The sequence below is a fragment of the Rhodobacter capsulatus SB 1003 genome (genome assembly GCF_000021865.1).
In the GTDB taxonomy this organism is placed as follows: domain Bacteria; phylum Pseudomonadota; class Alphaproteobacteria; order Rhodobacterales; family Rhodobacteraceae; genus Rhodobacter; species Rhodobacter capsulatus_B.
In genome coordinates, this window is record NC_014034.1 from 1,095,128 (window position 1) to 1,119,635 (window position 24,508).

At 67.9% G+C, this 24,508-nt stretch carries 20 protein-coding genes and 1 pseudogene; 7 read left to right on the plus strand and 14 right to left on the minus strand.

All coding sequences use genetic code 11. The features are described 5' to 3' along the window. Positions 1–122: 122 nt before the first annotated feature. The 3 genes from RCAP_RS19855 (at position 123) to RCAP_RS05125 (ending at position 3,601) form a co-directional block, all read left to right on the plus strand. The gene (locus RCAP_RS19855) at positions 123–467 is read left to right on the plus strand and encodes an integrase core domain-containing protein (RefSeq protein ID WP_238530226.1); all 345 of its coding nucleotides are present in this window, start codon (positions 123–125) and stop codon (positions 465–467) included. A gap of 358 nt (positions 468–825) precedes the next feature. Then, positions 826–1,779 carry a CehA/McbA family metallohydrolase gene (locus tag RCAP_RS05120; RefSeq protein ID WP_013066758.1) on the plus strand — a complete coding sequence of 318 codons (954 nt, stop codon included), beginning with the start codon at positions 826–828 and terminating at the stop codon, positions 1,777–1,779. Positions 1,780–1,822: 43 nt separating this feature from the next. Beyond that, positions 1,823–3,601, plus strand: a complete 1,779-nt coding sequence (locus RCAP_RS05125) for an EAL domain-containing protein (RefSeq protein WP_013066759.1) — start codon at positions 1,823–1,825, stop codon at positions 3,599–3,601. Positions 3,602–3,622: 21 nt separating this feature from the next. On the opposite strand, the gene ugpC is transcribed toward RCAP_RS05125, so the two are convergent. The 7 genes from ugpC to RCAP_RS05155 form a co-directional block, all read right to left on the minus strand. After that, complete coding sequence (ugpC, locus tag RCAP_RS05130; RefSeq protein ID WP_013066760.1) at positions 3,623–4,720, minus strand: sn-glycerol-3-phosphate ABC transporter ATP-binding protein UgpC; 1,098 nt, start codon at positions 4,718–4,720, stop codon at positions 3,623–3,625. Beyond that, complete coding sequence (locus tag RCAP_RS05135) at positions 4,720–5,562, minus strand: ABC transporter permease subunit (protein ID WP_013066761.1); 843 nt, start codon at positions 5,560–5,562, stop codon at positions 4,720–4,722. Before RCAP_RS05135 ends, ugpC begins: the two co-directional genes overlap by 1 nt. A gap of 3 nt (positions 5,563–5,565) precedes the next feature. Then, a complete protein-coding gene (locus RCAP_RS05140; RefSeq protein ID WP_013066762.1) occupies positions 5,566–6,510 on the minus strand; it encodes a carbohydrate ABC transporter permease in 945 nt (314 codons plus the stop codon). 67 nt (positions 6,511–6,577) lie between these two features. After that, positions 6,578–7,873 (minus strand): extracellular solute-binding protein, encoded by a 1,296-nt coding sequence (locus RCAP_RS05145; RefSeq protein WP_013066763.1) that lies wholly within the window; start codon positions 7,871–7,873, stop codon positions 6,578–6,580. Between the two features lie 83 nt (positions 7,874–7,956). Continuing rightward, complete coding sequence (locus tag RCAP_RS20020) at positions 7,957–8,088, minus strand: hypothetical protein (protein WP_023911141.1); 132 nt, start codon at positions 8,086–8,088, stop codon at positions 7,957–7,959. Positions 8,089–8,290: 202 nt separating this feature from the next. Beyond that, positions 8,291–8,860, minus strand: a complete 570-nt coding sequence (locus RCAP_RS05150; protein WP_013066764.1) for a response regulator transcription factor — start codon at positions 8,858–8,860, stop codon at positions 8,291–8,293. Then, on the minus strand, positions 8,853–10,121 hold the full coding sequence (locus tag RCAP_RS05155; protein WP_013066765.1) for a sensor histidine kinase: 1,269 nt from the start codon (positions 10,119–10,121) through the stop codon (positions 8,853–8,855). Before RCAP_RS05155 ends, RCAP_RS05150 begins: the two co-directional genes overlap by 8 nt. A 198-nt stretch (positions 10,122–10,319) precedes the next feature. On the opposite strand from RCAP_RS05155, the gene RCAP_RS05160 reads away from it, so the two are divergent. The 4 genes and pseudogenes from RCAP_RS05160 to RCAP_RS05175 all read left to right on the plus strand — a co-directional run bounded on the left by RCAP_RS05160 (position 10,320) and on the right by RCAP_RS05175 (position 13,756). Further along, complete coding sequence (locus RCAP_RS05160; RefSeq protein ID WP_013066766.1) at positions 10,320–10,760, plus strand: hypothetical protein; 441 nt, start codon at positions 10,320–10,322, stop codon at positions 10,758–10,760. 84 nt (positions 10,761–10,844) lie between these two features. Continuing rightward, on the plus strand, positions 10,845–11,951 hold the full coding sequence (locus tag RCAP_RS05165) for an ABC transporter substrate-binding protein (RefSeq protein ID WP_013066767.1): 1,107 nt from the start codon (positions 10,845–10,847) through the stop codon (positions 11,949–11,951). A gap of 5 nt (positions 11,952–11,956) precedes the next feature. Further along, a pseudogene (locus tag RCAP_RS05170) lies at positions 11,957–13,000 on the plus strand (FecCD family ABC transporter permease). 9 nt (positions 13,001–13,009) lie between these two features. Beyond that, positions 13,010–13,756 (plus strand): ABC transporter ATP-binding protein, encoded by a 747-nt coding sequence (locus RCAP_RS05175; RefSeq protein ID WP_013066770.1) that lies wholly within the window; start codon positions 13,010–13,012, stop codon positions 13,754–13,756. Between the two features lie 42 nt (positions 13,757–13,798). Here RCAP_RS05175 and RCAP_RS05180 read toward each other — a convergent pair whose 3' ends face one another. The 7 genes from RCAP_RS05180 to RCAP_RS05210 all read right to left on the minus strand — a co-directional run bounded on the left by RCAP_RS05180 (position 13,799) and on the right by RCAP_RS05210 (position 24,266). Beyond that, on the minus strand, positions 13,799–14,563 hold the full coding sequence (locus RCAP_RS05180; RefSeq protein ID WP_013066771.1) for an energy-coupling factor ABC transporter ATP-binding protein: 765 nt from the start codon (positions 14,561–14,563) through the stop codon (positions 13,799–13,801). After that, on the minus strand, positions 14,560–15,414 hold the full coding sequence (gene cbiQ, locus RCAP_RS05185; protein ID WP_013066772.1) for a cobalt ECF transporter T component CbiQ: 855 nt from the start codon (positions 15,412–15,414) through the stop codon (positions 14,560–14,562). Before cbiQ ends, RCAP_RS05180 begins: the two co-directional genes overlap by 4 nt. A gap of 10 nt (positions 15,415–15,424) precedes the next feature. After that, positions 15,425–16,468, minus strand: coding sequence for a cobalt transporter CbiM (cbiM, locus tag RCAP_RS05190; protein ID WP_013066773.1), 1,044 nt, complete (start codon positions 16,466–16,468; stop codon positions 15,425–15,427). Between the two features lie 93 nt (positions 16,469–16,561). Next, entirely contained in the window at positions 16,562–20,086 is a 3,525-nt protein-coding gene (locus tag RCAP_RS05195) for a hypothetical protein (protein WP_013066774.1), read from the minus strand. After that, positions 20,058–20,984: a prenyltransferase/squalene oxidase repeat-containing protein gene (locus tag RCAP_RS05200; RefSeq protein WP_013066775.1), complete on the minus strand. Its 927-nt coding sequence runs from the start codon at positions 20,982–20,984 to the stop codon at positions 20,058–20,060. Before RCAP_RS05200 ends, RCAP_RS05195 begins: the two co-directional genes overlap by 29 nt. Beyond that, positions 20,969–21,988 carry a hypothetical protein gene (locus tag RCAP_RS19200; protein WP_013066776.1) on the minus strand — a complete coding sequence of 340 codons (1,020 nt, stop codon included), beginning with the start codon at positions 21,986–21,988 and terminating at the stop codon, positions 20,969–20,971. Before RCAP_RS19200 ends, RCAP_RS05200 begins: the two co-directional genes overlap by 16 nt. Positions 21,989–22,001: 13 nt before the next feature. After that, complete coding sequence (locus RCAP_RS05210) at positions 22,002–24,266, minus strand: hypothetical protein (protein WP_131618284.1); 2,265 nt, start codon at positions 24,264–24,266, stop codon at positions 22,002–22,004. Between the last annotated feature and the right edge of the window lie 242 nt (positions 24,267–24,508).

Consider the following 24,508-nt stretch of genomic DNA (forward strand, 5'->3'; position numbering starts at 1 on the left):
GGGCTGGCACCTGTCGCGCTCCGGCAAGGCCACGACCGCCAGCGCCGCGCTTGAACATGCCCTGATCCGCCGGTTCGGAACGCTTGGCCGGGTCAACCGGGCGTTCCTGCTGCGGTCTGACAATGGCGTTCGCCATGGGCCTCGGACCAGTGGCGGCACCATGGCTCACGCGTCACAAGCCGCCACTTCACGGCGCTGGTGCACAGCTATGGCCTGAAGCAGGAGTTCATCACCTCGCCATCGGGCTCGGACCGATGGCGCCTCGATGGCTCGACCCGCAACAGAACGGCATGGTCGAACGCGTGATCCGCACGCTGAAAGAGCAGTGCATCCATCGCCAGCGCTTCGACAGCATCCAGCACGTGACGCGCGCCATCGGTGACTGGATCAGCTTCTACAACAACCGTCGCCCGCATCAGGCGCTGGACATGAAAACCCCCGCTGAGGCATTCGCATTAGCGGCTTAACCTGTGCAGATTCAGATGGGTCGATACATGTATGTTTTGGTGAGCCCCGGTGCCACGCTTCAGCGCAAAGAGGGCAGGGGAGAGGGCGCGCTCACTACGTCGGATCGCCAAGATTTTGATTTTCCACGCAGAACTGCCCCGGGTTTTCCATCGAGACGTGACCCGCATGAGGGTCATGTTCCCGGGGTGCAGGTTCGGGGCAAGGGCTGGGTTGCCTCCTTCCTTTTGCGGGTCGCCACGGCGGCGCTGACCGTCATGATCCTGACCGGGTTCCGTGCCAATCTGGCCTGAGGTCCCTGCGGCTGCGCCGGGACTGTCCTGACCAGCATGCAGGCCGCAAGGCCAAGGGAGTCCGACCATGATCGACACGTTCACCGCCCCCGGCCGGTTCTGGCGCGGCAATCTGCACGGCCATTCCGACCGCTCCGACGGGGCGCTGCCGCCCGAAGAGGTCTGCCGCCGCTACGCCGCCGAGGGCTATGATTTCCTGGCGCTGACCGATCATTTCCTCGGCCGCTACGGCTATCCGATCACCGACACCGCGCCGTTTCGCACCGAGCGCTTCACCACGCTGCCCGGCGCCGAGCTGCATTCCGGCGCGCTGGAAAACGGCGAGCTGTGGCACATTCTGGCGGTCGGTCTGCCCGCCGGTTTCGCGCCCTCGCACAGCCCCGATTTCACCCCGGTCGCGGGGCAGGAAACCGGGCCCGAGATCGCCGCGCGGGCGGTGGCGGCGGGGGCTTTCGTCGCGATCGCGCATCCGCACTGGTCGGGGCTGAGCCTCGCCGACGCCCGCAGCCTGACCGCCGCCCATGCGATCGAGATCTACAACCACGGCTGCGCCATCGGCGCCGACCGCGGCAACGGCGCGGCAATCGCCGATCTGCTGCTCTCCGAGGGGCGCCGGGTGACCCTGATCGCCACCGACGATTCCCATTTCACCGAGCCCGACCATTTCGGCGGCTGGGTGATGGTGAAAGCGCCCGAAAACACCCCCGAGGCGCTGCTGGCGGCGCTGAAGGCGGGGCATTTCTATGCCTCGCAGGGGCCCGAGTTGCACGCCATCCGCTTTGACGGGGCCGCGCTCGAAGTGGAAAGCAGCGCCGTCGTCAGCGTGATCGTGCAGGGGCGGGCCTCGGCCGTGGTGGCGCGGCACGGCGCTTCGATGACGCGCACGCGGATCTTGCTGGCGGCCGGGCTGGCGGCCTCGCCCTGGTTGCGGGTGACGGTCGTGGATGCGGCAGGGCGTCGCGCCTGGTCGAATCCGCTCTGGCGCGACGGCGCCGACGGGGCGGGCTTCATCGCCCGTTAAGACGGACCGGATAGCCGTCGGGAAAATTTGCGAGAGAGACGGGATGCGAGACGACCTGCCGATCTGGTTGCACAATTTCGACTCCGAACAGTTCCTCAGGGATGTGGACCAGCATCTGATCATCGCCTTGCAACCTATCGTTGAGGCCAGCACCGGCGCCGTGGTCGCGCATGAGGCGCTGATGCGCGGCTTTGACGATCTGGGCTTTCCCGATCCGGGCGCGCTTCTGGACGGATCGGCCGCACGCAAGCGGCTGCTGGAGGTGGAATGCTGCGTGATCGCGAAGGCGATCGCCGCGCGGGCGCGTCTGCCCAAGGCCGAGGGCGGCGCCCTGTTTCTCAATCTTGACGGGCGCAATCTGGCGAACTGGCGGGCCCTGCGCACGTTTCTGGAGCTGCGCTGCGACCAGCTCGATCTGTCGCCGCAAGATCTGTGCATCGAACTTTCCGAGGCGCATCAACCGCTTGCGCCCGAGGCCTTCGAAGAGGCGGTCCGCGGTCTGCGCTCTGCCGGGTTCCTGATCGCCATCGACGATTTCGGCACCGGCGTTTCGGGGATGCAGATGCTCTATCAGGCCGCGCCCGATTTCATCAAGATCGACAAGTTCTTCATCAAATCGATGCCGAGCGACGCGAAAAAGCGGCTTCTGGTCGGCTCGATCGTCGATCTGGCGCATACGCTGGGCAGCCGGGTGATCGCCGAGGGGGTGGAGACGGTCGAGCAGCTGATCTGCTGCCGCGACGCCAATTGCGATCTCATTCAGGGCTATCTGATCGCGCGGCCCGCGGTCGATCCGGGCGAGCTTGCAACCGGCTATGCCGACCGGGTGCATGCCGGTACAGCGGCCCCCGAAAGCGGCGAAAGCCTGATGATCGAAAGGTTCATCGAAGATGTGCCGACGCTGCAGGAAAACACGCTTCTGGCGGTTCTGTTCGACCAGCTGACGCTTCATCCGGGCCGCAATGTCTATCCGGTTCTGGATCCCGAGGGCCTGCCGCGCGGCGCGGTCCGCGAAAGCGACGTCAAGCGGCTGTTGCATTCGCCCTACGGGCGCGATCTGGCGCGCAACCGCTCGATCGGGATGACGATCGATGATTTCGTGCGGCCGATCCCGACGCTGGAAAGCAGCATGCCGATCGCGCAGCGGCTGGAACTGATCGCCGATCATGCCGAGGATGGCGTCGTGGTGACGAAATCGCTGCGCTATCAGGGCTACATGTCCTCGGGCAGCCTGCTCAAGCTGGCCAACGAGGTCCGGCTGCAGCAGGCGGCGGCGCAAAATCCGCTGACCCGGCTTCCGGGCAACAATGCGATTGCCGGTTTTCTGGAAGGCTGTCGGCAGCGTGACGGCCTGCCGCGACTGGTTGCCTATATCGACATCGATCATTTCAAGGCCTTCAACGACCGATACGGTTTCGAAATGGGGGATCGGGCAATCCTGATCCTGGCCTCGATCCTGAAATCGCTGGAACGCGATCATGCGGCCTTTGTCGGCCATATCGGCGGCGACGATTTCTTTCTGGGGGCCGAGGGCGCGGCCTGCGACGCGCTCGACCGGATCTTGCAGACGATCGGGGCGCGGTTTCGCGACATGGCCGAGAGCCTTTACAGCCCCGAGGACCGCGCCGCGGGTTTCCTCGAGGGGCGCGCGCGCGATGGCACGCAGACCCGGTTTCCGCTTTTGTCCTGCACCGTCGCGGCGCTGCGGCTGGAACCGGGCAGTCACCCGCAAACGACGCTGGAGCTGACCACCCGGCTGACCGCGCTGAAATCGCTGGCGCGGCAGCAAAAGACCAGCCTGCAAAGGGAGGCCTGTGTCTGACGCCCCCCGGCGGTCCCGGGCCTAGGACCGCGGATCCGCCCCGGCGGCGATCCGGGACCGGGCGGCCGGATGCAGCGCCAACGGCAGGCGCAGCCCGGTCAGCGTGTCGAACAGATGCCAGGCCGCGGGATCGGCGCCCAGATGCAGCGCCGCGGGCAGATCCGCCCCCGCGGGCAGGGAGAGGCACAGCGGCTGATCCTCGAGAAAGCCATGCACCAGCCGCGTCGCGCCCAATTCCTCGACCCCGTCGACGCGAAAGGGCAGCCCGCCCGAGGGGCGCAGCCGCAGATCCTCGGCCCGGATGCCCAGCGTCACCATGCGCGGGCCGCTGTCCACCGCCCCCAGATCGACGCCCGCCAGCATGAGCCGCCCCGCCCCGATCCGCGCATCCATCAGGTTCATCGCGGGCGCGCCGATGAAAGCGGCGACAAAGGTCGAGGCCGGGCGGTGATAAACCTCAAGCGGGCGGCCGACCTGTTCGATCTTGCCGCCGTTCAGCACCACCAGCCGGTCGGCCAAGGTCATCGCCTCGAGCTGGTCATGGGTGACATAAAGCGCGGTGGTGGCCAGACGCTTTTGCAGCTTGCGGATTTCCCCGCGCATGCTGACGCGCAGTTTGGCATCAAGGTTCGAGAGCGGCTCGTCGAACAAAAACGCCGCGGGCTGACGCACGATGGCACGGCCCATGGCGACGCGCTGGCGCTGCCCGCCCGAAAGCGCGCGGGGCTTGCGGTCGAGATGCGCCTGCAGCTCCAGCATCCGCGCCGCTTCCTCGACCCGGGCGGCGATCTCGGCGGCGGGGATGCGGCGGTTCTTCAGCCCCCAGGACATGTTTTCGCGCACCGTCATATGCGGATAAAGCGCGTAGTTCTGAAACACCATCGCGATGTCGCGCTCGGCCGGTTCCAGCCGGTTCACCACGCGCCCGCCGATCGTCACCGTGCCGGTAGTGATCTCCTCCAGCCCCGCCACCATCCGCAAAAGCGTCGATTTCCCGCAGCCCGAGGGGCCGACGAGCACGATGAACTCGCCATCCGCCACCGACAGCGACACCGCGCTGACCGCCTGCAGCCCGCCCGCATAGGTCTTGCCCACGTCCTTCAGGGTCATCTCGGCCATCATTTGTCGCTTTCGGTCAGGCCCTTGACGAAGAGGCGCTGGAACACGATCACCACCCCCAAAGGCGGCAGCATCGCCAGCACCGCAAGGGCGAAGGCTTCGTTGTAATCGGGGATCTGGCTGCCCACCCAGACCTGCAGGATCGTCTTGATCCCGCGCATCAGGGTGAAGAACCGCTCGTCGGTGGTCATCAGCATCGGCCAGAGATACTGGTTCCAGCCGTAAACGAACATGATGATGAAGATCGCCGCCATCATCGGACGCGAGAGCGGCACAAGGATGCCCCAAAAGAACCGCCACGGCCCGGCGCCGTCGATCCGCGCGGCCTCCAGCAGCTCGTCGGGGACGGATTTGAAGAACTGCCGGAAGTAGAAGGTGCCGGTGGCCGAGGCCAGAAGCGGCACGATCAGCCCCCAATAGCTGTTCAATGCGCCAAGCTGGCTCATCACCTGATAAGACGGCATGATCCGCACTTCGAGCGGCAACAGAAGCGTGGTGAAGATCGCCCAGAAGATCGGCGTGGCAAAGCGAAACCGGAAATAGACCAGCCCATAGGCCGCCAGCATCGAGACGATCAGCTTGCCAAAGGCAAAGCCAAGGCCAAGGATCAGCGAATTCAGCGCCATCCTTGCCCCCGTCACCTCGCCGGTGAAGCCGCCCTTTTGCGTCAGCACTTTTTCGTAGGTGGCCAGCCCCTCGGTGCCGGGGGTCAGGTAAAGCCCGTTCATGTGGATTTCCGCCGCCGCATGGGTGGAGGAGAGGAACGCCATCAGCACCGGCGCCACCAGAAAGGCCGCGCCCAGAAGCAGGATCAGATGGTCAAGGGGTCGGAACCGTCGCATGGATCACCCGTAATGCACGCGCCGCTCGATCAGGCGGAACTGCGCGAGGGTGAGGGTTGCGACAACGATCATCAGGATCACCGATTGCGCCGAGGACCCGCCGATGTCGTTGCCCTTGAAGCCATCCAGATAGACCTTGTAGACCAGTGTGACGGGATTGTTGGCGGGCTTGTCCTTCACCATCACGTCGATGATCCCGAACGTGTCGAAAAGCGCATAGGTGATGTTGATCACCAGCAAAAAGAACGCGGTCGGCGCCAGCAGCGGCAGCGTCACATCGCGAAACTGCCGCCAGCCGGAGGTCGCATCGATCCGCGCCGCCTCGCGCACCGCTGACGGGACCGCCTGCAGCCCCGACAGGAAGAAGATGAAATTGTAGGGGATCTGCTTCCAGACCGCGACGGTGATCAGCGCAATCGCCGTGTCCCAATAGTCGATGCCCACCTTCAGATCCCAGCCGAAGACCGCGGCGGCACGGGTGAAGGGGCCGATATGCATGTCGAACATCATCATGCCGATCAGCCCGACGACCGGCGGCGCGATCGCATAGACAGAGATCAGCGCCGTCTTGTAGGCGCCCGCGCCGCGCAGCACCGCATCGGCCTTGACGGCAAGCAAAAGCCCCAGCCCCAGCGCCAGCGCGGTGACGGTGGCGGCAAAAAACGCGGTGAAGCCCGCGATCTGGCGGTATTCCGCTGACCCCAGCGCCTCGCGGTAATTGTCGAGCCCGACGAAAGAGGCACCAAAGCCGAACGGGTCCTCCAGGTAAAAGGACGAGGTCACCGCCTGCACCGAGGGCCAGTAAAAGAAGATCGCCACGATCAAGAGTTGCGGCGCCACGAAAAGCCAGGGCGTCAGCTTGCGGTCGAACTGCGCCAGTTTCGCGGGCGGCTCTGCCCGGCGGGCGAACCAGCGGCGCGGTGCGGCGGCTTGGGGTGAGGCGGTCATGCGGTGGCTTTCATGGCAGGATGACCCCGGGGCGATCCACCCCGGGGCCAGAAGTCTGTCGCAGGGCTCAGTTCGCGGTTTTGGCGAATTTCGCCAAAAGCGCATTCGCCTCGGTCTGCACCGTGGCCAGCGCCTCTTTCGGCGCCACCTCGCCCGAGAAGATGCGGTTGAATTCGCGTTCCTCGATCGAACGGATCTGCGGGAAGAAGCCCATCCGGTAGCCCCGGGTCCAGTCCCCCGCGGGCAGCATCAGCTGCTTGATGCCGACCTCGGCGACGGGGTGGCTTTCATACCAGCCCTCGGATTTCGCCAGCTCATAAGCGGCGGTGGTGATCGGCACGTAGCCGGTGGCTTCGTGGTAGAATTTCTGCACCTCGGGCTGGGTCAGGAAGCTGAAGAACTCGGCCGTGCAGGCGGTGTTTTCCGCCGGCTTGCCCGCCATGGCGAAAAGCGCCGCACCGCCGATGAAGCTTTGCTTGCCCTCGCCAAGGGCTTGCCAATAGGGCAGGAAATCGGCCGAGAACGGCGCGGTGGCGGTTTTCGCAAGGCCGCCGAAGCTGCCCGAAGAGCCGATCCAGAGCGCGGCCTTGCCCTCCTCGAAGGGTTTCTGGTTGTCCGCCCAGCCCGCGCCGTAGAAACCGAAATAACCGGCATCGGCCCAGGCCTTGAGCTTGTCGAACATCATCACCGTATGGGCGTCATCGACGATGATCTCGGTGCCCTCGGTCGCGTCATAGCCGTTGCCATTCGTCGCGAATTGCTGGTTGTTGCGCGATTTGAAGTTTTCCACGAACTGCCAGGTCAGCTGCGAGGCGGTCAGCGGAATGTAGCCCGCCTCCTTCAGCTTCGGCGCGATCGCTTCGAACTCTTCCCAGGTCTTCGGCGCGGTGACACCGGCCTTGGCCAGCGCCTCGGTGTTGACATACATGATCGGCGCCGAGGAGTTGAACGGCATGCCGATGAACTTGCCCGTGGCATCGGCATAAAAGCTGCGCACGCCCGGGATGAAAGCATTGCGGTCAAAGGGCTTGCCCGCGCCGGTGATCAGATCCTCGGCGGGGATGGTGGCGCCCTTGGCGGCGATGATCGTGGCCGCGCCCGCGTCGAAGACCTGCAGGATGTCGGGCTGCTCGCCCGAGCGGAAGGCGGCGATGCCCGCGGCCAGCGCCTCTTCATAGGTGCCTTTCGAGAGCGGCGTCAGATGGCAGGCGGTCTGCGCATCGTTGAACTTCTGCGCGACTTCGTTGATCACCTCGCCATTACGCCCGCCCATGCCGTGCCACCAGGTGATGTCGGTCTGGGCCAGGGCCGTGGTCGCGCCAAGCGCGGTCAGCATGGTGACGAAAGAAGCGGTTCTGAGCATGGTGCCCTCCGGTTGCAAGGTTGCGCGGACCCTGCCTGTTGCGGGTGACATTTTGTTAACCACCGCGTTACAGCCGTGCAAAATCACCGCCGGACGCGCTGGGCCTGGGCGGGCGGCGGGGCGGTGACGGCCGCGCTGACGGTCCGGGACAGTGCCTCGTCGCAGATGACGCTCTTCATCATGCGGGTTTCGACGAGGATCTTTCTGCCGGTCATCCTGGCCTGCACCTCCCGGGTCTGCAAGGTGCCTTGGGGCGGCTGCGCCCCGGGAGGCAGGCGGACCGGCGCCGCGACGGAGAGGTCCGAACGCGGGGGGCGCCTCGGGGCGATTTCGCCGCGCGGCCGCGCGGCGATCCGCCGGGGGCTCCGCCCCCGGACCCCCGGCGTATTTGGGCCAAGAAAAAACGGGGGCCGGGGATCAGTCCTCGAAATCGATCATGCCGCCCAGGTCTTCGCCCGCCGCCTTGCGGGCGGCGAGTTTGCGCGCCAGCGTCCGGCGATGCATGCCGAGACGGCGCGCGGTTTCCGAGACGTTGAAGCCGGTCTCGGCCAGGGTGCGCTGGATCAGCTCCCATTCCTGCGCCTTCACGCCGACCTGCGGCGTCTCGATTTCCGGCATCGCCATGCCCGCCCGGTGCGCGAAGGCGGCCTCGATCTCGCGCACCGTCGCCGGTTTCGCCAGATATTGCGTGGCGCCAAGCTTGATCGCCTCGACCGCCGTCGCCACCGCGGCAAAGCCCGTCAGCACCACGATCGCGGGCGGCGGATCCAGCGCGGCCAGCGCCTTGACGACGCCCAGCCCCGAGCCCTCGGCCAGTTTCAGATCGACGATGGCATGGCTTGGCCGCAGCCGCCGGGCAAGGGTGATCGCCATCTCCTCGCGCGGGGCGGTATGGACGGCATGGCCGCGCCGGGCGAAGGCGCTGGCAAGGGTTTCGGCCAGATGCGGGTCGTCTTCGACGATCAGAAGGCAGCGGGGGTCAGTCATGCGGCGTCTCGTCGGTCAGGGGGGGATCGAGCAGCGGAAAGGCGATCTGCACCTCGGCGCCGGTGGGGGTGTTGCGCAGCTCCATCCGCCCGCCCAGACGGTCGATCGCATTGCGCGCCAGAAACAGCCCGAGGCCGCGCCCCGGCGCCCCGGACCCGGTCACGAAAGGCGCGGCCGGGCCGGTCAGGACGAAATCGGGAAAGCCCGGGCCGCGGTCGGTCAGGCTCAGGATCATCTGCCCGCCCCGGCCCAAGAGCTCGGCCGCGACCGTGCCCGGGGCGGCGCTTTCGGCATTGTCGAGCAGGTTGATCAGCGCCGCTTCCAGCACCGGGGCCGAGAGCATCCGCGCCCCGCGCAGGCTGGCGCCGGCCACCACCGGCACCCGCGACCGGCCCCGCGCGCCGCTCCAGAGCGCCAGGATGCGCCGGATTTCGGCTTCGGCGGGCACGGCGGCGGCGGCTTCCAGACGTTCCCGCCCCGCCGCCCGCAAGGTGCGCGACACGATCGCCCGGCAGCGGTGCAGCTGCGCGATCATCCGGTCCAGCTCGGCTTTCGCCGCCGGGCCCTCGGGCGGGCCGACCTCGGCCCAGTCGTCGAGCGTGACCGCAAGCGTGGTCAGCGGCGTGCCCAGCTCATGCGCCATCCCCGAGGCCAGAAGGCCAAGCCCCGCCAGCTGATCGGCCTCGGCCTTGGCCTTGCGCAGGGCCTCGATCGCGCGGGCGCGGGCGGCGGCGGCCAGCCGCAGCCGCAGCACGAACCAGGCCATCAGCGTCGAGGTCAGCACGAAGGCGGGCACAAGGGCGCTGCCCGGCCCGCCCGCGGGCGCGGGCACCAGCGTCACCAGCGCCCAGACCGACAGGTTCGACACCAGATAGATCGGCAGCGCCGCCGCCGGGGCGCAAAGCGACAGCGCCAGCAGCAGCGGCACCAGAAGCAGCACCACGAAGGGATTGGCCGCCCCGCCCGAAAGCGCCAGAAGCGCCGCCAGCGACAGCGTGTCGATGCCCAGTTGCGCCGCCAGCACGGCATCGGGCGGGCGCCGGTCGCGGCGCAGCGACGCCGCGATGATCAGGTTGAACCCCACCAGCCCGGCGATGATCAGCGCCATCCGCTCCAGCGGCAGCGGCAGGCCCAGAACGCGGGCGGCAAAAAGCGTCGCGAGGATCTGCGCCCCGATCGCCATCCAGCGGATCTGCACCAGCAGCAGGCCGGTTTCGCGCAGCGAGCGGTGCTCGGTTTCCTGGTCTTCGGCGCTCGGCATCGGTCCGTTCGGGGCAGGGGGCGGCTGGGGGGGCTCTGGCAACCTGCCCGTTTCGCCGGTCCGGGGCAACCGGCAAGGCCGCGGAGCGGCGGCGGTCGGGCGCTTTTTGCCCGGGCGGTGAAAAAATGTCGCAGTTTCATTTGCCGTCTTGACCAAGGTCAAGTTAGCTTGGGTGCGGATCTTCTAGTCAGGGCCGCAATGCGCCTGAACCTGCCCCTCCTTGCCCGTCTGCGCCGCGGTTTCGCGGTTGGCCCGGGCTTTGTGCCCGCCCTCGTGTCGGGCCTGCTGGTGGTGGCGCTGCTTCTGTCCGGGGCGGTGCCGCAGGGGATGATGCGGGTTGCCGACGCCTACGGGCAGCGGCTGGTCCTGTGCACGCTTGATGGCCCGCATGACATCTGGATGCGGCCCGACGGCAGCTTGCAGGACCGCGCCCCCGCACCCGGGCAAAACCGCGACACCGGCAAATGCCTGCCGGTGGTGCTGGCGCTTGCGGCGGTGCAGCCCGATCTGGGCGATCTGCATCGCCGGGTCGATTTCGCCCGCTTCCGCCCGGTGCTGCGGGCCGCCGCGCGGATCCGCCCGCCGCTGCGCCTCGCGCCAGAGCCGCGCGCGCCCCCGTCCGGTCTCCGTCTCTCCTGACCCTCGCAAGGCCCGGCCCCCGGCGCCTGCGCTTTCCTGCGACCGGCGCCCCGGCGTACCGGTCCCCCATTCCCGGAGACAGAGATGAAACTTGCCTCTTTTGCGGTTCTGGCCGCGCTTTTGCTGGGCCCTGCCGCGATCCCCGGCCCCGCCCGCGCCCATGACATGATCACCGATCTGGACGGCCGGACGGTGATGATCCACGCCGTGCCCAAACGCGTCGCGCTGGGGTTTTACTACGAAGACTATCTGGCCGTGACCGGCCCCGAAGGCGCCGCAAAGATCGTGTCGCTGTCGCGCGCGCCCTGGGCCGACTGGCGGCCGCAGCAATGGGCCGCCTATGTGAAGGTCTTTCCGGCGCTCGAGACGCTGCCCGATTTCGGCAATGCCGATGACAACAGCTTTTCGGTCGAGGCGCTGATCGCCTCGAAGCCCGAGGTGGCGCTGCTCTCGACCTGGCAGACCGCGGCGATCGGCGCGGCGGGGGTGAAGCAGATCGAGGATGCGGGCATCACCCTTGTCGCCCTTGATTACAACGCGCAGACGCTGGAACGGCACCTGCTCTCGACCCGCATCCTCGGGGCGGTGATGGGGCAGCCCGAACGGGCAGAGCAGCTGGCCGGGATCTATGCGGCAAAGACGCAAGACACGCTGGCGCGGATCGCCAAGGCCGGGCCCTCGCATCGCAAGGTCTATGTCGAACTGGCGCAAAAAGGCCCCGACGAGATCGGCAACACCTATGGCAAGGGCATGTGGGCGGCGGTGATCGACCTGGTCGGCGGCGACAATATCGCCAAGGGGCAGATCGAGAACTGGGGGCCGCTTTCGCCGGAATATGTGCTGGCCAGCCAGCCTGACGTGATCCTGCTGGCCGGGTCGGAATGGAAGAACAAGCCGCAGGCGGTGATCCTGGGCTTTGGCGCGACCGAGGCGGCGGCGCAGCCGAAGATGGCGGCCTATGCGACGCGGCCCGGCTGGGCCGATCTGCCGGCGGTGAAACAGCGCGAGGTCTACGGGATCTATCACGGCGGCAACCGCACGCTGTCGGATTTCGTCTATGTCCGCACCGTCGCCAAGGCGCTTTATCCCGAGGCCTTCGCCGATGTCGATCCGGCGGCAGAGCTGCGCGCCTATTATCAGGCCTGGCTGCCGGTGGTCCCCGAGGGCGTCTTCGTGACGAAACTGCAATGACCGCGATGCCCGTTCCCGTCCTTGCACGATGGCGGGCGCGGGCGGCACGGCAGGGGGGGGCGGTGCTGACCGCCGCCCTCGTGCTGGCCGCCCTTGCGCTGGCCGATCTGGTCACCGGCCCCTCGGGGATGTCGCCCGGCGCGGTCTGGCAGGCGGCGCTGGCGGGCCCCGAGGGGCTTGACCGCGCCGCCGCGACGATCTTCTGGCAGATCCGGCTGCCGCAGCTGGTGATGGGCGGGATCGTCGGCGCCTCGCTGGGTCTGGCGGGGCTCTTGATGCAGACGATCCTGGCCAATCCGCTGGCCTCGCCCTTCACGCTGGGGTTTTCGGCCGCCGCGGGCTTTGGCGCGGCGCTGGCGATCCTTTTCGGTTCGGTCGTCGCCCTGCCGCTGCCGGGCTGGCTGATCACCCCGGCCGCCGCCTTTGCCGCGACGCTGGCCGCCACCGCGCTGGTCTGGCTGGTGGCGCGGGCGAAAGGCACGGCACCGGAAATCCTGGTTCTGGCCGGGATCGCGGTGATGTTCTTCTTTCAGTCGCTGCAATCGCTGATGCAGTTCATGGCCTCGCCCGAGGTGCTGCAGCAGATCGTGTTCTGGCTGTTCGGATCGCTGCTGAAGGCCAGCTGAAATTCGGTCGCGGTGTCGGGGGCGATCCTGATGCTGTGCCTGCCGCTTGTCGCGCGCGATCTGTGGGCGCTGACCGCGCTGCGGCTGGGCGAGGCGAATGCCGCCTCGCTGGGTCTGGATGTCGCGGCGCTGCGCCGCCGGGCCTTCCTGATCACCGCGCTGCTGACGGCGGGGGCGGTCAGCTTCACCGGCACCATCGGCTTTGTCGGCCTGATCGCGCCGCATCTGGCGCGGGCGCTGGTGGGAGAGGACCACCGCTGGGCCGCGCCGATGGCGGCGATCGCGGGGGCGCTGATCCTGATTGCCGCCTCGGTGACCGGCAAGATCCTGTCGCAGGGCGCGGCGATCCCGGTGGGCATCGTCACCGCGGTGGCGGGGATTCCGATGCTGATGGTGGTGATCTTGCGCCACCGCACCGTTTAGGGGAATGCCATGCTGACACTTGATCTGCCCGCCCTGTCCCGCGGCGCGACGCCGGTTCTGGCGCCCTGCCGTCTGACGCTGGCCGCGGGCGAGGTGCTGGCCCTGGTCGGTCCGAATGGCGCGGGAAAGACCACGCTCTTGCAGGCGATCGCGGGGCTGGCGCCGGAACGGGTGCGCCGACGGCTGGGGAACGCCGATCTGGCGCGCGCGGAAATCGGCTTTCTGCCGCAGGCCTTTGCGGTGCGCGCGACGCTGACGGTGCTCGACTGCATCCTGCTGGGGCGGCGCGAGGCGCTGGGGCTGCGCGTCGCGCCGCGCCTGATCGCCGAGGCGGAGGCGCTGCTCCTGCGCCTTGGCCTGGCCGATCTGGCCGACCGGCCGATGATCGACCTGTCGGGCGGCCAACAGCAGCGGGTGCTGATCGCGCAGCGCCTGTTTCGCCGCCCGAAGCTGCTGCTGCTCGACGAGCCGACCTCGGCGCTTGATCTGCATCATCAGCTGGAGGTGATGGCGCTTTTGCGGGCCCAGGCGCAGGCGACGGGCGCGCCGGTTCTGGCGGCGCTGCACGATCTGAGCCTGGCGGCGCGCCATGCCGACCGGGTTCTGGTGCTGGCCGGGGGGCGGCTTCTGTCCGAGGGCCCGCCCGAGGCGGTGCTGACGCCGGACTGTCTGGCGCGGCACTGGCGCATCACCCCCGAGATCCTGCGCGACCGCGACGGCAAGCCGGTGATCGTGCCGCATCTGCCGTCCTGCTGACCGGGCAGGGGCGATCGGGGCAGGGGGCGATCGGGGGGGCGATCAGGGGGCGGTGCCGTCAAATCCGGGCAGCAGCCGGGCCCGGCGCAACAGCGCGGTCCTGGCCAGAACCTCGGCGGCCGGTCCCGCGGCCGCCACCTTGCCCGCCTCCAGCACCACGACATGATCGGCGATCCGCGCCACCAGATCGAGATCATGGCTGGAAAAAATCAGCGTGCGCCCCGGGTTGCGGGCGCCGAATTCGGTTTCCAGCAGCGCCGCGATGTCGTCGGTCGCCTGCGGGTCAAGCGCCGCGGTGGGCTCGTCCAGCAGCAGCACCTCGGGATCGAGGATCAGCACCGAGGCCAGCGCCACCCGCTTTTTCTCGCCGCCCGACAGCCGGTGCGGCGGACGCCCGGCCAGCGGGCCAAGGCCGAATTGCGCGATCGCCCGGGCCACGCGGGCGCGGATGCGCTCCTTTGGCCAGTGCAGCTGCAGCGGTCCGAAGGCCAGTTCGTCGAAGACCGAGGGACAGAAAAGCTGCACCTCGGGGTTCTGGAACACGAAGCCCACCCGGCGGCGAAAGGCGATGGCGGCGGCCTCGTCTGTAAACATCGCCTCGGTCAGCGGCGTGCCGAACGCCGAAATCCGCCCCGCCGCGGGGAACTGCAGCCCGTCGAGCAGCCGCAGCAGCGTGGATTTGCCCGAGCCGTTCGCCCCCAGAAGCGCCGTGCGCCGCCCCAAGGGCAGCGTCAGATCCAGGCCGTTCAGCGCGGGCACGCCCTTGTAGGCGAACTGCACGCCCTGCAATTCGAAGGCGGGGGTCATGGCCAGACACTCCCGGCCCAGACCACCCCGGCAAGGATCGCCGCCGCCAGCACCAGCGCCCCGCCGTCGCGCGGGCGAAAGCGGAAATCGTCGATCAGATGCACCTCGCCGCGCCAGCCGCGGGCGAGCATCGCCAGATGCACCTCGCTCGACAGCGCCAGCGCGCGTTCGAACAGCGCCCCGGCGATGCCGGTGGCCAGACGGCGGGCCTCGGCGGGGGAGAGCCGCCCGACCAGACGGCTGCGCCGCGCCTCGAACAGATCCAGCGCCAGATCGGCCAGCACGAAGATGTAGCGATGCGTCATGCCAAGGATCATCACCGCCGCCCGCGGCACCCCAAGGCAGCGCAGCGCCTTGAGCACCTGCGGCCAGGGCGTCGTCAGCACCAGCGCCAGAGCCAGCGTGGCCGTGGTCTCGGACCGTCCGGTCAGGAACGCCGCCGCGCGCAGTCCCTGTTCGGTGATCGCCAGACCGAAGGGCAGCGAAAGGACCGGCGTGCCGGGCACGAGGATCAGCGCGGGCAGTGCGATCATCCCGGTAAAGCCCAGAACGACGATCCAGACCTGACGGGCCAGCCGGGCAGGAGAGATCTGCGACGCCGCCGCCAGCGCGGTGGCCAGCACGAACAGCGCCAGCAGCACCAGAAGCGACCGGGTGGCCACCGCCGCCAGGATCAGCGCGAAGGCCCCGGCCACCTTGGCGCGCGGGTCAAGGCCCTGCAGCAGGCCCGGGCGCTGCGCCAGACCGGCGGCCTCCTCGGCGTGCTGCATGAGGCCGCGAACCCCCGCGCCAAGGCGCCCGATCCGGTCGGGCGCAGGCGCGCGGGCATGGACGACAGAAGGGTCGGTCATGCGCCGGGGCTCAGCCCGCGCGCCGGGTCAGTGCCCGCAGACCCGCGCTCAGCCCGATCCCGGCCACGATCAGCGCCACGCCCAGCAGCGCCGACAGCACATAGCCAAGCGGCGCGTTCTGCACGAAGGCGGGGGCGTAATCGGGCAGCGGCGCCGACCAGAGCTCGGCAAGCCGCGCGAACCCGCCCGGCAGCCCCGCCGGAGGGGCGACCCCGCCCGAGGCCCCGGCCATCGCGGCCCGGCCCGCCTCGGAGGTGAAATCCTCTGCGCCCCATTCGCCCCAGGCCGTGCCCGCGGCGATCAGCCCGAGCGGGCAGAGCACGACAAGCGCGCCGATCCCCGCCCAGAGCCGCAGGTGGCGCTCCGGCGCGGCGGGGGCCCGCCGCGGCGCCAGCAGCTCGGGGTTGCTGCGCTGCAGCCAGGCGACAAGCCCGGCGGTGACGATGAACTCGGCCGCGCCGGCGATCGTCAGATGGGTCAGCGCCATGGCGGGCACCGCGACCGACAGCGGATAGGGCGCATAAAGCGGGGCCCCGGCGGCATCGTGGAAAAACAGCGGCTGGACGCCGAATTCGACCGCCGCCAGCAGCGCCGCGGCGTTCAGCCCCGCATAGCTCGCCAGCCCGGCCATGATCACCCGCCGCCGCGACCCGATCGCCGCCCCCCGCGTGCCAAGCGCATAGACCGCCGCGGCGACCATCGGCCCGACCACCGCCATGTTCAGGCAATTGGCGCCAAAGGCGGTGATGCCGCCATCGCCAAAGAAGATCGCCTGGATCAGCAGCGCCACCGAGATCGCCGGCACCGCCGCCCAGGGGCCGAGAAGCACCGCCGCGATGCCGATCCCCGCCGCATGGGCCGTCGTGCCGCCCGGAATCGGCAGGTTGAACATCATGATCACGAAGCTGAACGCCGCGACCAGCGCAACCAGCGGCAGATGCTGCCCGTTCAGGTCGCGGTCCAGCTTGCGCATCGACACATACCAGAACGGAACCGTGGCCGCGAAGGTGACGGCACAGGTCACCGGGCTCAGATAGCCGTCGGGAATATGCATCGCGGGATCCTCGGGTGGGGGTATGATTTTCAGATCATTTCGTCATATTCTTCTCCTGTCAAGAAATTCGACGCCGCCCGCCGCGCCCGGCGGTCAGACCTGTGCCTGATCCTTCAGATGGATCTCGGCGATGGCCACGCCAAGCGAGCCCCAGCAGGACAGGAAGCTCAGCACGCCAAGGACCGCCGCCGGGATCATGTAGGTGCTCTTGTTCAGGGCCGGGATCGCCAGGAACCGCAGCGCCTGGCCGGGAACAAGGTTCAGAATGCCCCGGCTGAACGCCAGCTTGTTGCGCGTCGTCTGCTCCTGATTGGCGAAATGCACCGAGAGCATGATCAGATAGGCCACCCCCCAGGCGGTCTGGGTCAGCTCGCCGGTGGTGATCTTCGCCTCGCCGGTGATCCATTTCTGATAGTGCAGCGCGATCCCGCGCCCCGGACCGCACAGCACCTGGCAGATCCAGATCGTCACGCCGAATCCCGGATCGCCGGGCTGGCAGTTCGGCGCCCCGGCCAGCGGCGACAGCGCCCAGGGCATGGTGAAAAGCGTCGACAGGAACCCCGCCGCGATGGGCACGATCCCGGCCTCGCCCAGCCCCTTGCCGGTGGCATTCGCCATCGCCGAACTGGGATCGAGCAGCGAGCGGAACGCCATCACGACGCAATAGCCGGTCAGGAAATTCTCGCGCCATTCCGGCGTCCAGCCGTTCGCCTCGGCCGCGGTCAGCGCCTTGGCCCGGCTCATCCCCAGCCGGTCTTTCAGCATCTCGACGGTGAAGCTCGCCTTGAAGACGGCCAGCTGTTCCGCCGTCCAGGGCGTCCGGCCCAGGACAAGCTTGCTGGTGATTGTCATCGGAATCGCCGCGATCCAGGCCACGACATCGATCGGCGTCAGCGTCAGCCGGTCGCCGGTGAACAGCTTGTAAAGCTGCGACAGGATCGGGATTTCCCATTCCTGAAACAGCGCCAGCTTGACCAGCCGGATCAGATCCTCGACCAGATCGAACAGCGTCAGCACGATGCCCTCGGCCGCATCAAGCGCGAACAGCGCCGCCGCCTCCAGCGCCTTCACCAGACCGCTCAGCAACAGCTGCGCCGCCCGGCCGGGTTCGTTGCCGATGTTGTTGAAATAGCCGAAGGCCTCGTCAAGCGCCTGCTTGCCGTCGCCGAACTGGAAATTGTCCGAAAAGGACTTCATCCGCCCGAACAGATCCTGCAACGGATCGGAGAGCGCGGTGGTGGCGCGCAGGATCGCGGCGCCATCCGCCTTGACCGTCAGCTTGCTCTCGTTCTCGCGGAAGGCATTGAGAAAGATGTTGTGATCGGAGGCATGCTGTTCCTCTTCGCTCGGCTCCTCCTGTTCGAAATAGGCGCCCATCGTCGGATCGCCCTCGCGGTTCAGGGTCAGGATCAGATTGTTGACGATGCCGTCCAGCCCGGCCTTGAGAAACTCGAACCCCTCCTCGACCCGGCCGCGCAGCGCATGGACGGCATCGGCGGTGAAATCGAGCGTCACCCCGACACAATGCTTGATCCCCTCGGCCGTGCGTCCGAAGTCCTTGAAATCGAACAGGAAGGCCAGCCACTGAAAGAGCTGCTCCAGCTTCACCTTGAGCCAGTTCCACACCCCTTCGATGAAATCGAGCGCCTGCTGGGCGAATTTGATCACCGCCTGAAAGACCTGGCCCGCGATCTTGAACAGCACATTCGCGATGCCGTCGACGATCGTCACGACGATCTTTTCCAGCCCGTTGATCAGCCATTCGACACCGTCGCGGATGCCGCGCCAGACCGAGCCCCAGTCGATGCCGAGGAACGACCCCCCGGCGTCCAGCTGCGGCGCATGGGCGGCGCGGAAGGCGGCGATGTCGCTGCTGTCCAGGCTGCGATAGACCGGCACGCCGGAGCCGAAATCGATTTCCCAGGACACGGTGCCAAGCGACCGGAAATCCGCCTGCAGGCTGTGGCGCAGCGCATGGGGGGTGGCGAACTTGTACTGGATCGCCCGCGCGGTTTCATCGGCCTGCGCGATCCGCATCGATTGCCGGGTGACCTCGGCGATGCTTTCGGCCACCTGCTCGCGGTCCTTGGTGTCGGCGGGCAGCAGCAGCGCCCCGGCGCTGTCGGTGGCGGTCAGCACGTCGTCCTTCGTGGTCTGCGCCATCTTCGCCTGCAGCTGCCCATTCGGCTGCACGACGATCGGCTGGCCCGCGCCGGTGACGGGTGTCGAAATCAGCAGCGTCGCCCCCGCCAGCGCATTGGCGCGCTGCAAGATCACCACCTTGCCCGTCGCGTCGGTGCGGAAGCTGACCGGATCGACAAGGCTGGAGCGATAGGCCTCGCCGTTCACCCAAAGCGTGCAGAGAAAGGCCGCGTTGATGCTGACGGGCGCGTCGTAAAGCGGCGCCCCCTCGGCATCGACGACGAAGATCTCGGTCGAATGGGTGGGCACCGAGACCAGCTTGTCCTCGGCCTTGGGCAGATCGAGCACCTCGGAGAACCATTGTTCGGTGTCGGGGGCCTGCCAGAACCGGAAGATCTGGTTGTCCTCGGTCACCGAATAGGCTTCGGAATAGCCGTTCGCATTGCGTCCGACGGCGACGATGCGGTTTTCCATGGCGCGGGCGAGCGGAAAGATCACCCGCCAGCCCTGCAGCTTGCCCGCGCTGTTGGTGACCTGGCGCGTATAGCTCAGATCGCCCGCCTCATTGAGCACGAAGACCTCGATCAGCCCGTCGCGGCGCAGGTTCGCCGTCAGCCGGCCCAGCCGCCCGCTCTGGCCCGGATCGACCTGCACCCAATCGTCGAACTGGATCCCCGAGGTCGACCGCTTGCGCTGCTTCTTCACCCACAAAAGGCCGGTGTCGCGCTCGACCGCCAGGATGTTCAGCAGATTTTCGGCATCGGCGATCGCGGCGATATGCGAGGCCTTCTTGTTGAGCTTGCGCATGTGCGAGGTGCGGAAACTGTCTTCGGCAAACAGCACCTCGTCATCCATGCCGATCGCGAAGATCGCCGATTGCACCGGGTTGTTGGCGGCCATGGCGATCTCCTTGACCACCGCCTCCTTGCCGTCCGGCCCGATCACCGGCGCCCAGACCGGCCCGCCCCATTTGTCGTTCAGCGGGTCGTAGTAATTCGTGCACAGCCGCCCGTCGGACAGCCGCACGTTGATGTAGATCCGCCCGGTCACGCCGCGCACGCCCAGAAAGGTGCGGATCACCTCGTCCTGCGGGCCGGTGTTGCGCTGCCCGTAGCCGCCGGATTGAAAGGTGGCCAGCGTCAGCTTGCTCTCGCTGTTGAGCCCGAAGATCGAGGGCGTGTCGGACCGCCCGCCCGCGGCGTCGAAGAAGTAAAGCTGGCTGGCGCGGATCCCCAGATCGGCTTCCTCATAGGGGGCGAGCGTCGCATCGGTGCGCCGATAGCGATAGACCCGGCCGGTGGTGCCGACGCTGTAGATGTCAAGCATCCCGGCGGTGTTCAGATAGGTCTGGATCTCGGTGCCCGAGGAAACCGGCTGCAGCGGCAGGAAGGTTTCCATGTAATTCGTGCTGACCCGCAGCGCCGGGGTGGCCCCGACCGGGGCGGCGTCAAGCGCGGCCGAGGAAAAGAACGTCATGCTGGTCTCCCTTGTTTGAAAGCGCAGGCGTCTGTTTGAAAAACGCGGGCGTCTGTTTGAAAGCGCAGGCGTCGGAATGGGGCAGGCGGGGCGCGGGGGTGGTGCGGCGGGCGCGTTGCAGCACCGGCGCGCGCCAGACCGGCCGTCCGTGGTCGTTGCAGTAAAGCGGCTTGTCGAGCGCAAGCGCCCGGCTGCCCAGCACCGGCGCCAGCCAGGCCAGAACCGGCTCCAGCACGGGGCCAAGCGTCCCGTCGTCCAGCGCGGCGGCGCGGCGGACGGCGAACCAAAGCTCCGTCACATCGGCATAATAGGGCGCCAGCCGCCGCGCGAAGCGGGCCGGATCAAAGCCGCCCGCGGCGGCGGCGGCCAGCGAGGCGGCGGCGCCCTGCGCCACCGGATGCGCGGCCAGACCCAGACGGCAGGCCAGCGCCAGCACATTGGCATTCACCGCCAGATCGACCGGATTGTCGCGGCCGCGCTCGATCAGCCAGGTCCGCACCGCGCCGCGGCGCACCCAGGGCGGGGCCGCGCCCGGCACCATCAGGCAGGCAGCAGGGGCGATCCCGGCGTCAAAGGCCGCCCGCGCCGGATCGGTGCCGCGCCGCCCGCCGTGCAGCAGCGCCAGCCAGGCCAGCGCGGTGTCATCGGCATCGGGCGGCAGGCCGCGCACCAGCATCGGCCCGCGGCCCCGCGGCGGATAAAAGGCGAAAGCGCCCGGAAGCCGCGGATCCTCGCAGCTTTCGATGAAATCGAGCGCGCGGTCGAGCGCCGGGCGATGCGCCACCGGGTCAAGGCACAAGGCCACGCTGGCGGTGACGAAACAGGTCTCGTCCTCCATCCCCGCCACCTCTGACGGGAAGGCGCCGGTCGCCGTCTGGCGGCTCAGGACCGCGCGCATGATCGCCACGCTTCGCAGCGCGTCGCGCAGGTGACCGAAAGCGCCAGCCCCGACCGGCCCAGCGTCAGCCCGACCAGCCCGTGCCAGGGGATGCCGCCCGCGACCGGGGCGCTCAGCGCGCAGTAGCGCGGCATCGCCCAGCCGCGGCGCTGACCGAAGGCCAGAAGGCTTTCCCGCGCCCGGGCCGCGGGACCGAGCAGCGCATCGCAATGCACATACCAGGTCAGCGCCTCGGCGGTGCCGTCCTCGCCCCAGGACAGGCTCAGCCCCTGATCCTGGGTCGGCAGCAGCGGGCGCAGGCTTTGATCGCGCAGATCGGTGAGCAGCTGCAGGGCCTCGCGCGCGCGCGGCGGCAGCCCCAGATCGGCCAGCAGCAGCCCCAGACCGTCGCGCGCCAGCGGCGCGATCGCGGCATAGATCTCGACCGTGCCCCGCCCCGGATCAAGCCCGAGCAGCACCGGGGCAAAGGCGCGGACGGCCGGCAGGCGGCGGGTCAGCGGGGCAAAGGGCAGCGCTGCCAGCGTCTCGGGCGCCCCGGGCAGTTCCAGATAAAGCTTGCGCCGCAGGCCCGGGTTCCCCGGACGCAACCCGATCCAGCCGCCGAAGCGGGCGCCCTGCGCCTGCTGGGCGGCGGTGACCGCCGCGCGCAGGGCGCGCTGCCCCGGCGAAAGGCCCGGCACCGCCGCAACCGCGCGCGCCCGTCGTTCGGCGCCCGATGCCCCGGGCACCGGATCGAGCGTGGCGCGGATCTGCTCTGCCCCCGCGGCGGTCCAGAGCGCCTGGAATTCCACCGGATCGCCGATCGCCGAGAGGTTGCTGTCCTGCGCCCCGGGCTCGGCACAAAGCCCGCGCAGCGCGCGGTCCCATTGCGCGGCCGGGACATCGGCCCCGCCCGCCGCCCGACACGCCCGAGAAAGCGCATCGGAGGGATCGGCGGCGGGATCGGGGGCGGGGGGCGGCGCGGCGCCGCCCGCCGCTACGGCACAGGCTGGAACCGGGTCCATCGCGCTGCCGCCGCTATCGGGTCGTGATGCGGGCGGCCTGCAGCAGGCCCGGCGGTTCGGTGGCCACCGGCGGCAGGTGGATCTGCAGCTTGTTCGTCACTTCAAGCCGCCCCGTGCCCTTGCGGGTGCCATCGTTCAGCACGTAATCGGCGCTGTAATAGAACACGATGTCCGGTGCCCCGCGCGGCCGGTAAAGCGTGTAGTAAAGCGGCAGCGATTTCACGATCATGTCCGAGGCGGGCGGGATCATGTTGAAGGCGATCAGATTCACCGCCGACACCGATCCGCCGCGCCCCGCGTCCGGCGGCGGCGTGTCCTGCAGCCGCCGCATCAGGGTGAAGCTTTGCTGCGCCGCCTCGTGAAGATCGGCCAGAACCGTGCCCTTGGCATCGGCAAGTTGCAGGATGTTCAGCGACACCTGCCTGACCTGCGTCCAGTCGATCTCGTTGGTGAAGATCTCGACGCTGTAGATCTCTTCGGTATCCTTGAGGATCAGCGCCCGGCGGCTGTAGGGCACCTTGATGTTCGACAGCGTCGCGACGTCGCCATCGCCATAGATCACCTGTCCGTTCAGGTCGAAATAGGCGGTCTGCGGATCGGGCTGCGCCTGGAACGCCCAGGTCGGCGAGGTCGAAAGACCCGGCTGCGGTTCGGGTACCCAGCCGTCCCAGTTGTAGTTCGGCGGCACTTTCTGCGACGGGTTCTGGTCGTCGTGATAGGCGCCGTTGACATTCAGCTCGAGGAAGCCGGTGCCGCCCTTCATCGCCAGCGCCCGGAACGAGAAGGTCGTCAGATAGTCCTGCGGCGTGAACACGAACACCGTGTCGGCATTGTTCGATCCGAACAGCACCGGGGGCTGCACCGTGATCACCTCTCCGGTTTTCAGCTGATACCGCAGCCGGTAGTTGTAAGTGTTGGTGATCGGCACATGATAGGTGGAGGAAAATTCCACGGGCGTGCCGTTCCGGGTCATTTCCTTCGTCTGCAGCTTCGGCGGCTGACCGGCCGGAGGCGTCTCGAAGAAATCGATGAACAGCGTCCTGACCGCATAGGGCGAGGTGCCCTCGAACGGGACCCCGTTCCCGAGGCAGGTCACCTTGCGGATGCCAAGCAGGTTGGGCCGGAACGAGACCCGCGTCGCCGCGGTTTCGATCCGGTCGGAGGTGTAGGGGCTCTCGCCGCCGCCGAAATTGACCGTGTAGCGATAGGCATAGCCCGGCTCGAAGCTGCCGCCGCCGGGCGCGCGATACACGACCGAGCTTTCGCCCCCCTTGCCCAGGCTCAGCTTGAAGCTGTTGTCCGTGGTGCGGGTCGGATAGAAGACCTCGACCTCGACATCCTCGAAGCCGATGACGCCCGCCGCATCGCTCGGATCGCCCGTCAGTTCGAAGACCACGACCAGTTCGCGGTTGTCGACCTCGTGGTAGAGTTTTTCCCAGGTCGCGGCGTCGAAGCGGGGCAGGAACCGCGACACCGGCGTGCTCCATTCGACGATCGCATCTTCCGCATAGGTCAGGAAGATGTCGCTCACCACCGAGATCGGGTTCTGGTTGCCGGTGGCCTGGCGCTGCGCCGTCTCGATCGCCGAGGCGACCTGGGTTTCCAGCACGCTCCAGGCCCAGTCGCGCACCATCTGCACCACTTCGGGGGTGCCGCCCGCGCCCGGCGTGACCTTCACATCCCCCGCGCCCGAGGATTTCAGGTTCTGTTTCACCTCGACCAGAACCTGTTGCGACTTGCCCCAGGTGTCCTTCTTGGATTCATAGGTGCGCTCGTAGTCGATCGCCACCGAGGCGGTGTATTTCACCTCGGCCCTGGCGCCCAGAAGCTGCGTCAGCACCCCCATCGAATAGGTGATCGAGAACGGCGCCAGCCCCCCCGTGCCGGTGAAGGCGCCGACAAAGGTGTTGAGCGCCGCCTCGGTCTCCAGCTCGACCAGAAACCGCGCCACATTGGAGCCGAACAGCGAGGGCGAGACGCAGATCTGCTGGCCTTCGGGCTTGCCCTCGACCGGCAGGTCGAAGTCGAAGAACACGTCACCGCCGATCCAGGTGAACTGACCCCAGGCCCTGATGTCCGGGATCTGCTCCTGCGCGGCGCGCTTGGCATCCTCGGGGGCGAAAAGCTCGACCTCGAAGGTGCAGATCCCGGCGTTTCCGTCCTGATTTTTGAGGTATTTCGTCAGGTTGAAGGTCGGCTGGCCGTTGTCGATCCGCAATCTGGGCACGGGAACCAGATACCACAGGCCCTTGTCCTCGCGGTCCTGGAAAACGGTCACTTGCAGTTGATTTCCCTGGCCGTCCCTGTAGTCGACTTGTCGGGCAGTGGTCACGTCAAACATGATGTCGTCCCTTTGGCAACCTGCGGTTGAATACATTTTAGGCATTTCAACCAGAATGCTACACCGTTTCGGGCAATTTGAAAGCGCGAACTGGCGCGAAGGTAACGTCTTCGCGGGTATGGATTATTCATCTGTCAACCTTTGGTTGTGCGCGGATTGACCGATTCGGAACGGCGCCT

What these genes read in the sequence shown, in the direction of transcription:
- RCAP_RS05155 (WP_013066765.1), bottom strand. Translation starts at nt 10,121, where the DNA reads ATGCCGAGCGCCGAAGACCAGGAAACCGAGCACCGCTCGCTGCGCGAA.
- RCAP_RS05175 (WP_013066770.1), top strand. Translation starts at nt 13,010, where the DNA reads ATGCTGACACTTGATCTGCCCGCCCTGTCCCGCGGCGCGACGCCGGTT.
- RCAP_RS05200 (WP_013066775.1), bottom strand. Translation starts at nt 20,984, where the DNA reads ATGCGCGCGGTCCTGAGCCGCCAGACGGCGACCGGCGCCTTCCCGTCA.
- RCAP_RS20020 (WP_023911141.1), bottom strand. Translation starts at nt 8,088, where the DNA reads ATGACCGGCAGAAAGATCCTCGTCGAAACCCGCATGATGAAGAGCGTC.
- RCAP_RS05120 (WP_013066758.1), top strand. Translation starts at nt 826, where the DNA reads ATGATCGACACGTTCACCGCCCCCGGCCGGTTCTGGCGCGGCAATCTG.
- RCAP_RS05150 (WP_013066764.1), bottom strand. Translation starts at nt 8,860, where the DNA reads ATGACTGACCCCCGCTGCCTTCTGATCGTCGAAGACGACCCGCATCTG.
- RCAP_RS05180 (WP_013066771.1), bottom strand. Translation starts at nt 14,563, where the DNA reads ATGACCCCCGCCTTCGAATTGCAGGGCGTGCAGTTCGCCTACAAGGGC.
- RCAP_RS05165 (WP_013066767.1), top strand. Translation starts at nt 10,845, where the DNA reads ATGAAACTTGCCTCTTTTGCGGTTCTGGCCGCGCTTTTGCTGGGCCCT.
- cbiM (WP_013066773.1), bottom strand. Translation starts at nt 16,468, where the DNA reads ATGCATATTCCCGACGGCTATCTGAGCCCGGTGACCTGTGCCGTCACC.
- RCAP_RS05145 (WP_013066763.1), bottom strand. Translation starts at nt 7,873, where the DNA reads ATGCTCAGAACCGCTTCTTTCGTCACCATGCTGACCGCGCTTGGCGCG.
- cbiQ (WP_013066772.1), bottom strand. Translation starts at nt 15,414, where the DNA reads ATGACCGACCCTTCTGTCGTCCATGCCCGCGCGCCTGCGCCCGACCGG.
- RCAP_RS05195 (WP_013066774.1), bottom strand. Translation starts at nt 20,086, where the DNA reads ATGACGTTCTTTTCCTCGGCCGCGCTTGACGCCGCCCCGGTCGGGGCC.
- RCAP_RS05160 (WP_013066766.1), top strand. Translation starts at nt 10,320, where the DNA reads ATGCGCCTGAACCTGCCCCTCCTTGCCCGTCTGCGCCGCGGTTTCGCG.
- RCAP_RS05125 (WP_013066759.1), top strand. Translation starts at nt 1,823, where the DNA reads ATGCGAGACGACCTGCCGATCTGGTTGCACAATTTCGACTCCGAACAG.
- RCAP_RS19200 (WP_013066776.1), bottom strand. Translation starts at nt 21,988, where the DNA reads ATGGACCCGGTTCCAGCCTGTGCCGTAGCGGCGGGCGGCGCCGCGCCG.
- ugpC (WP_013066760.1), bottom strand. Translation starts at nt 4,720, where the DNA reads ATGGCCGAGATGACCCTGAAGGACGTGGGCAAGACCTATGCGGGCGGG.
- RCAP_RS19855 (WP_238530226.1), top strand. Translation starts at nt 123, where the DNA reads ATGGCGTTCGCCATGGGCCTCGGACCAGTGGCGGCACCATGGCTCACG.
- RCAP_RS05140 (WP_013066762.1), bottom strand. Translation starts at nt 6,510, where the DNA reads ATGACCGCCTCACCCCAAGCCGCCGCACCGCGCCGCTGGTTCGCCCGC.
- RCAP_RS05135 (WP_013066761.1), bottom strand. Translation starts at nt 5,562, where the DNA reads ATGCGACGGTTCCGACCCCTTGACCATCTGATCCTGCTTCTGGGCGCG.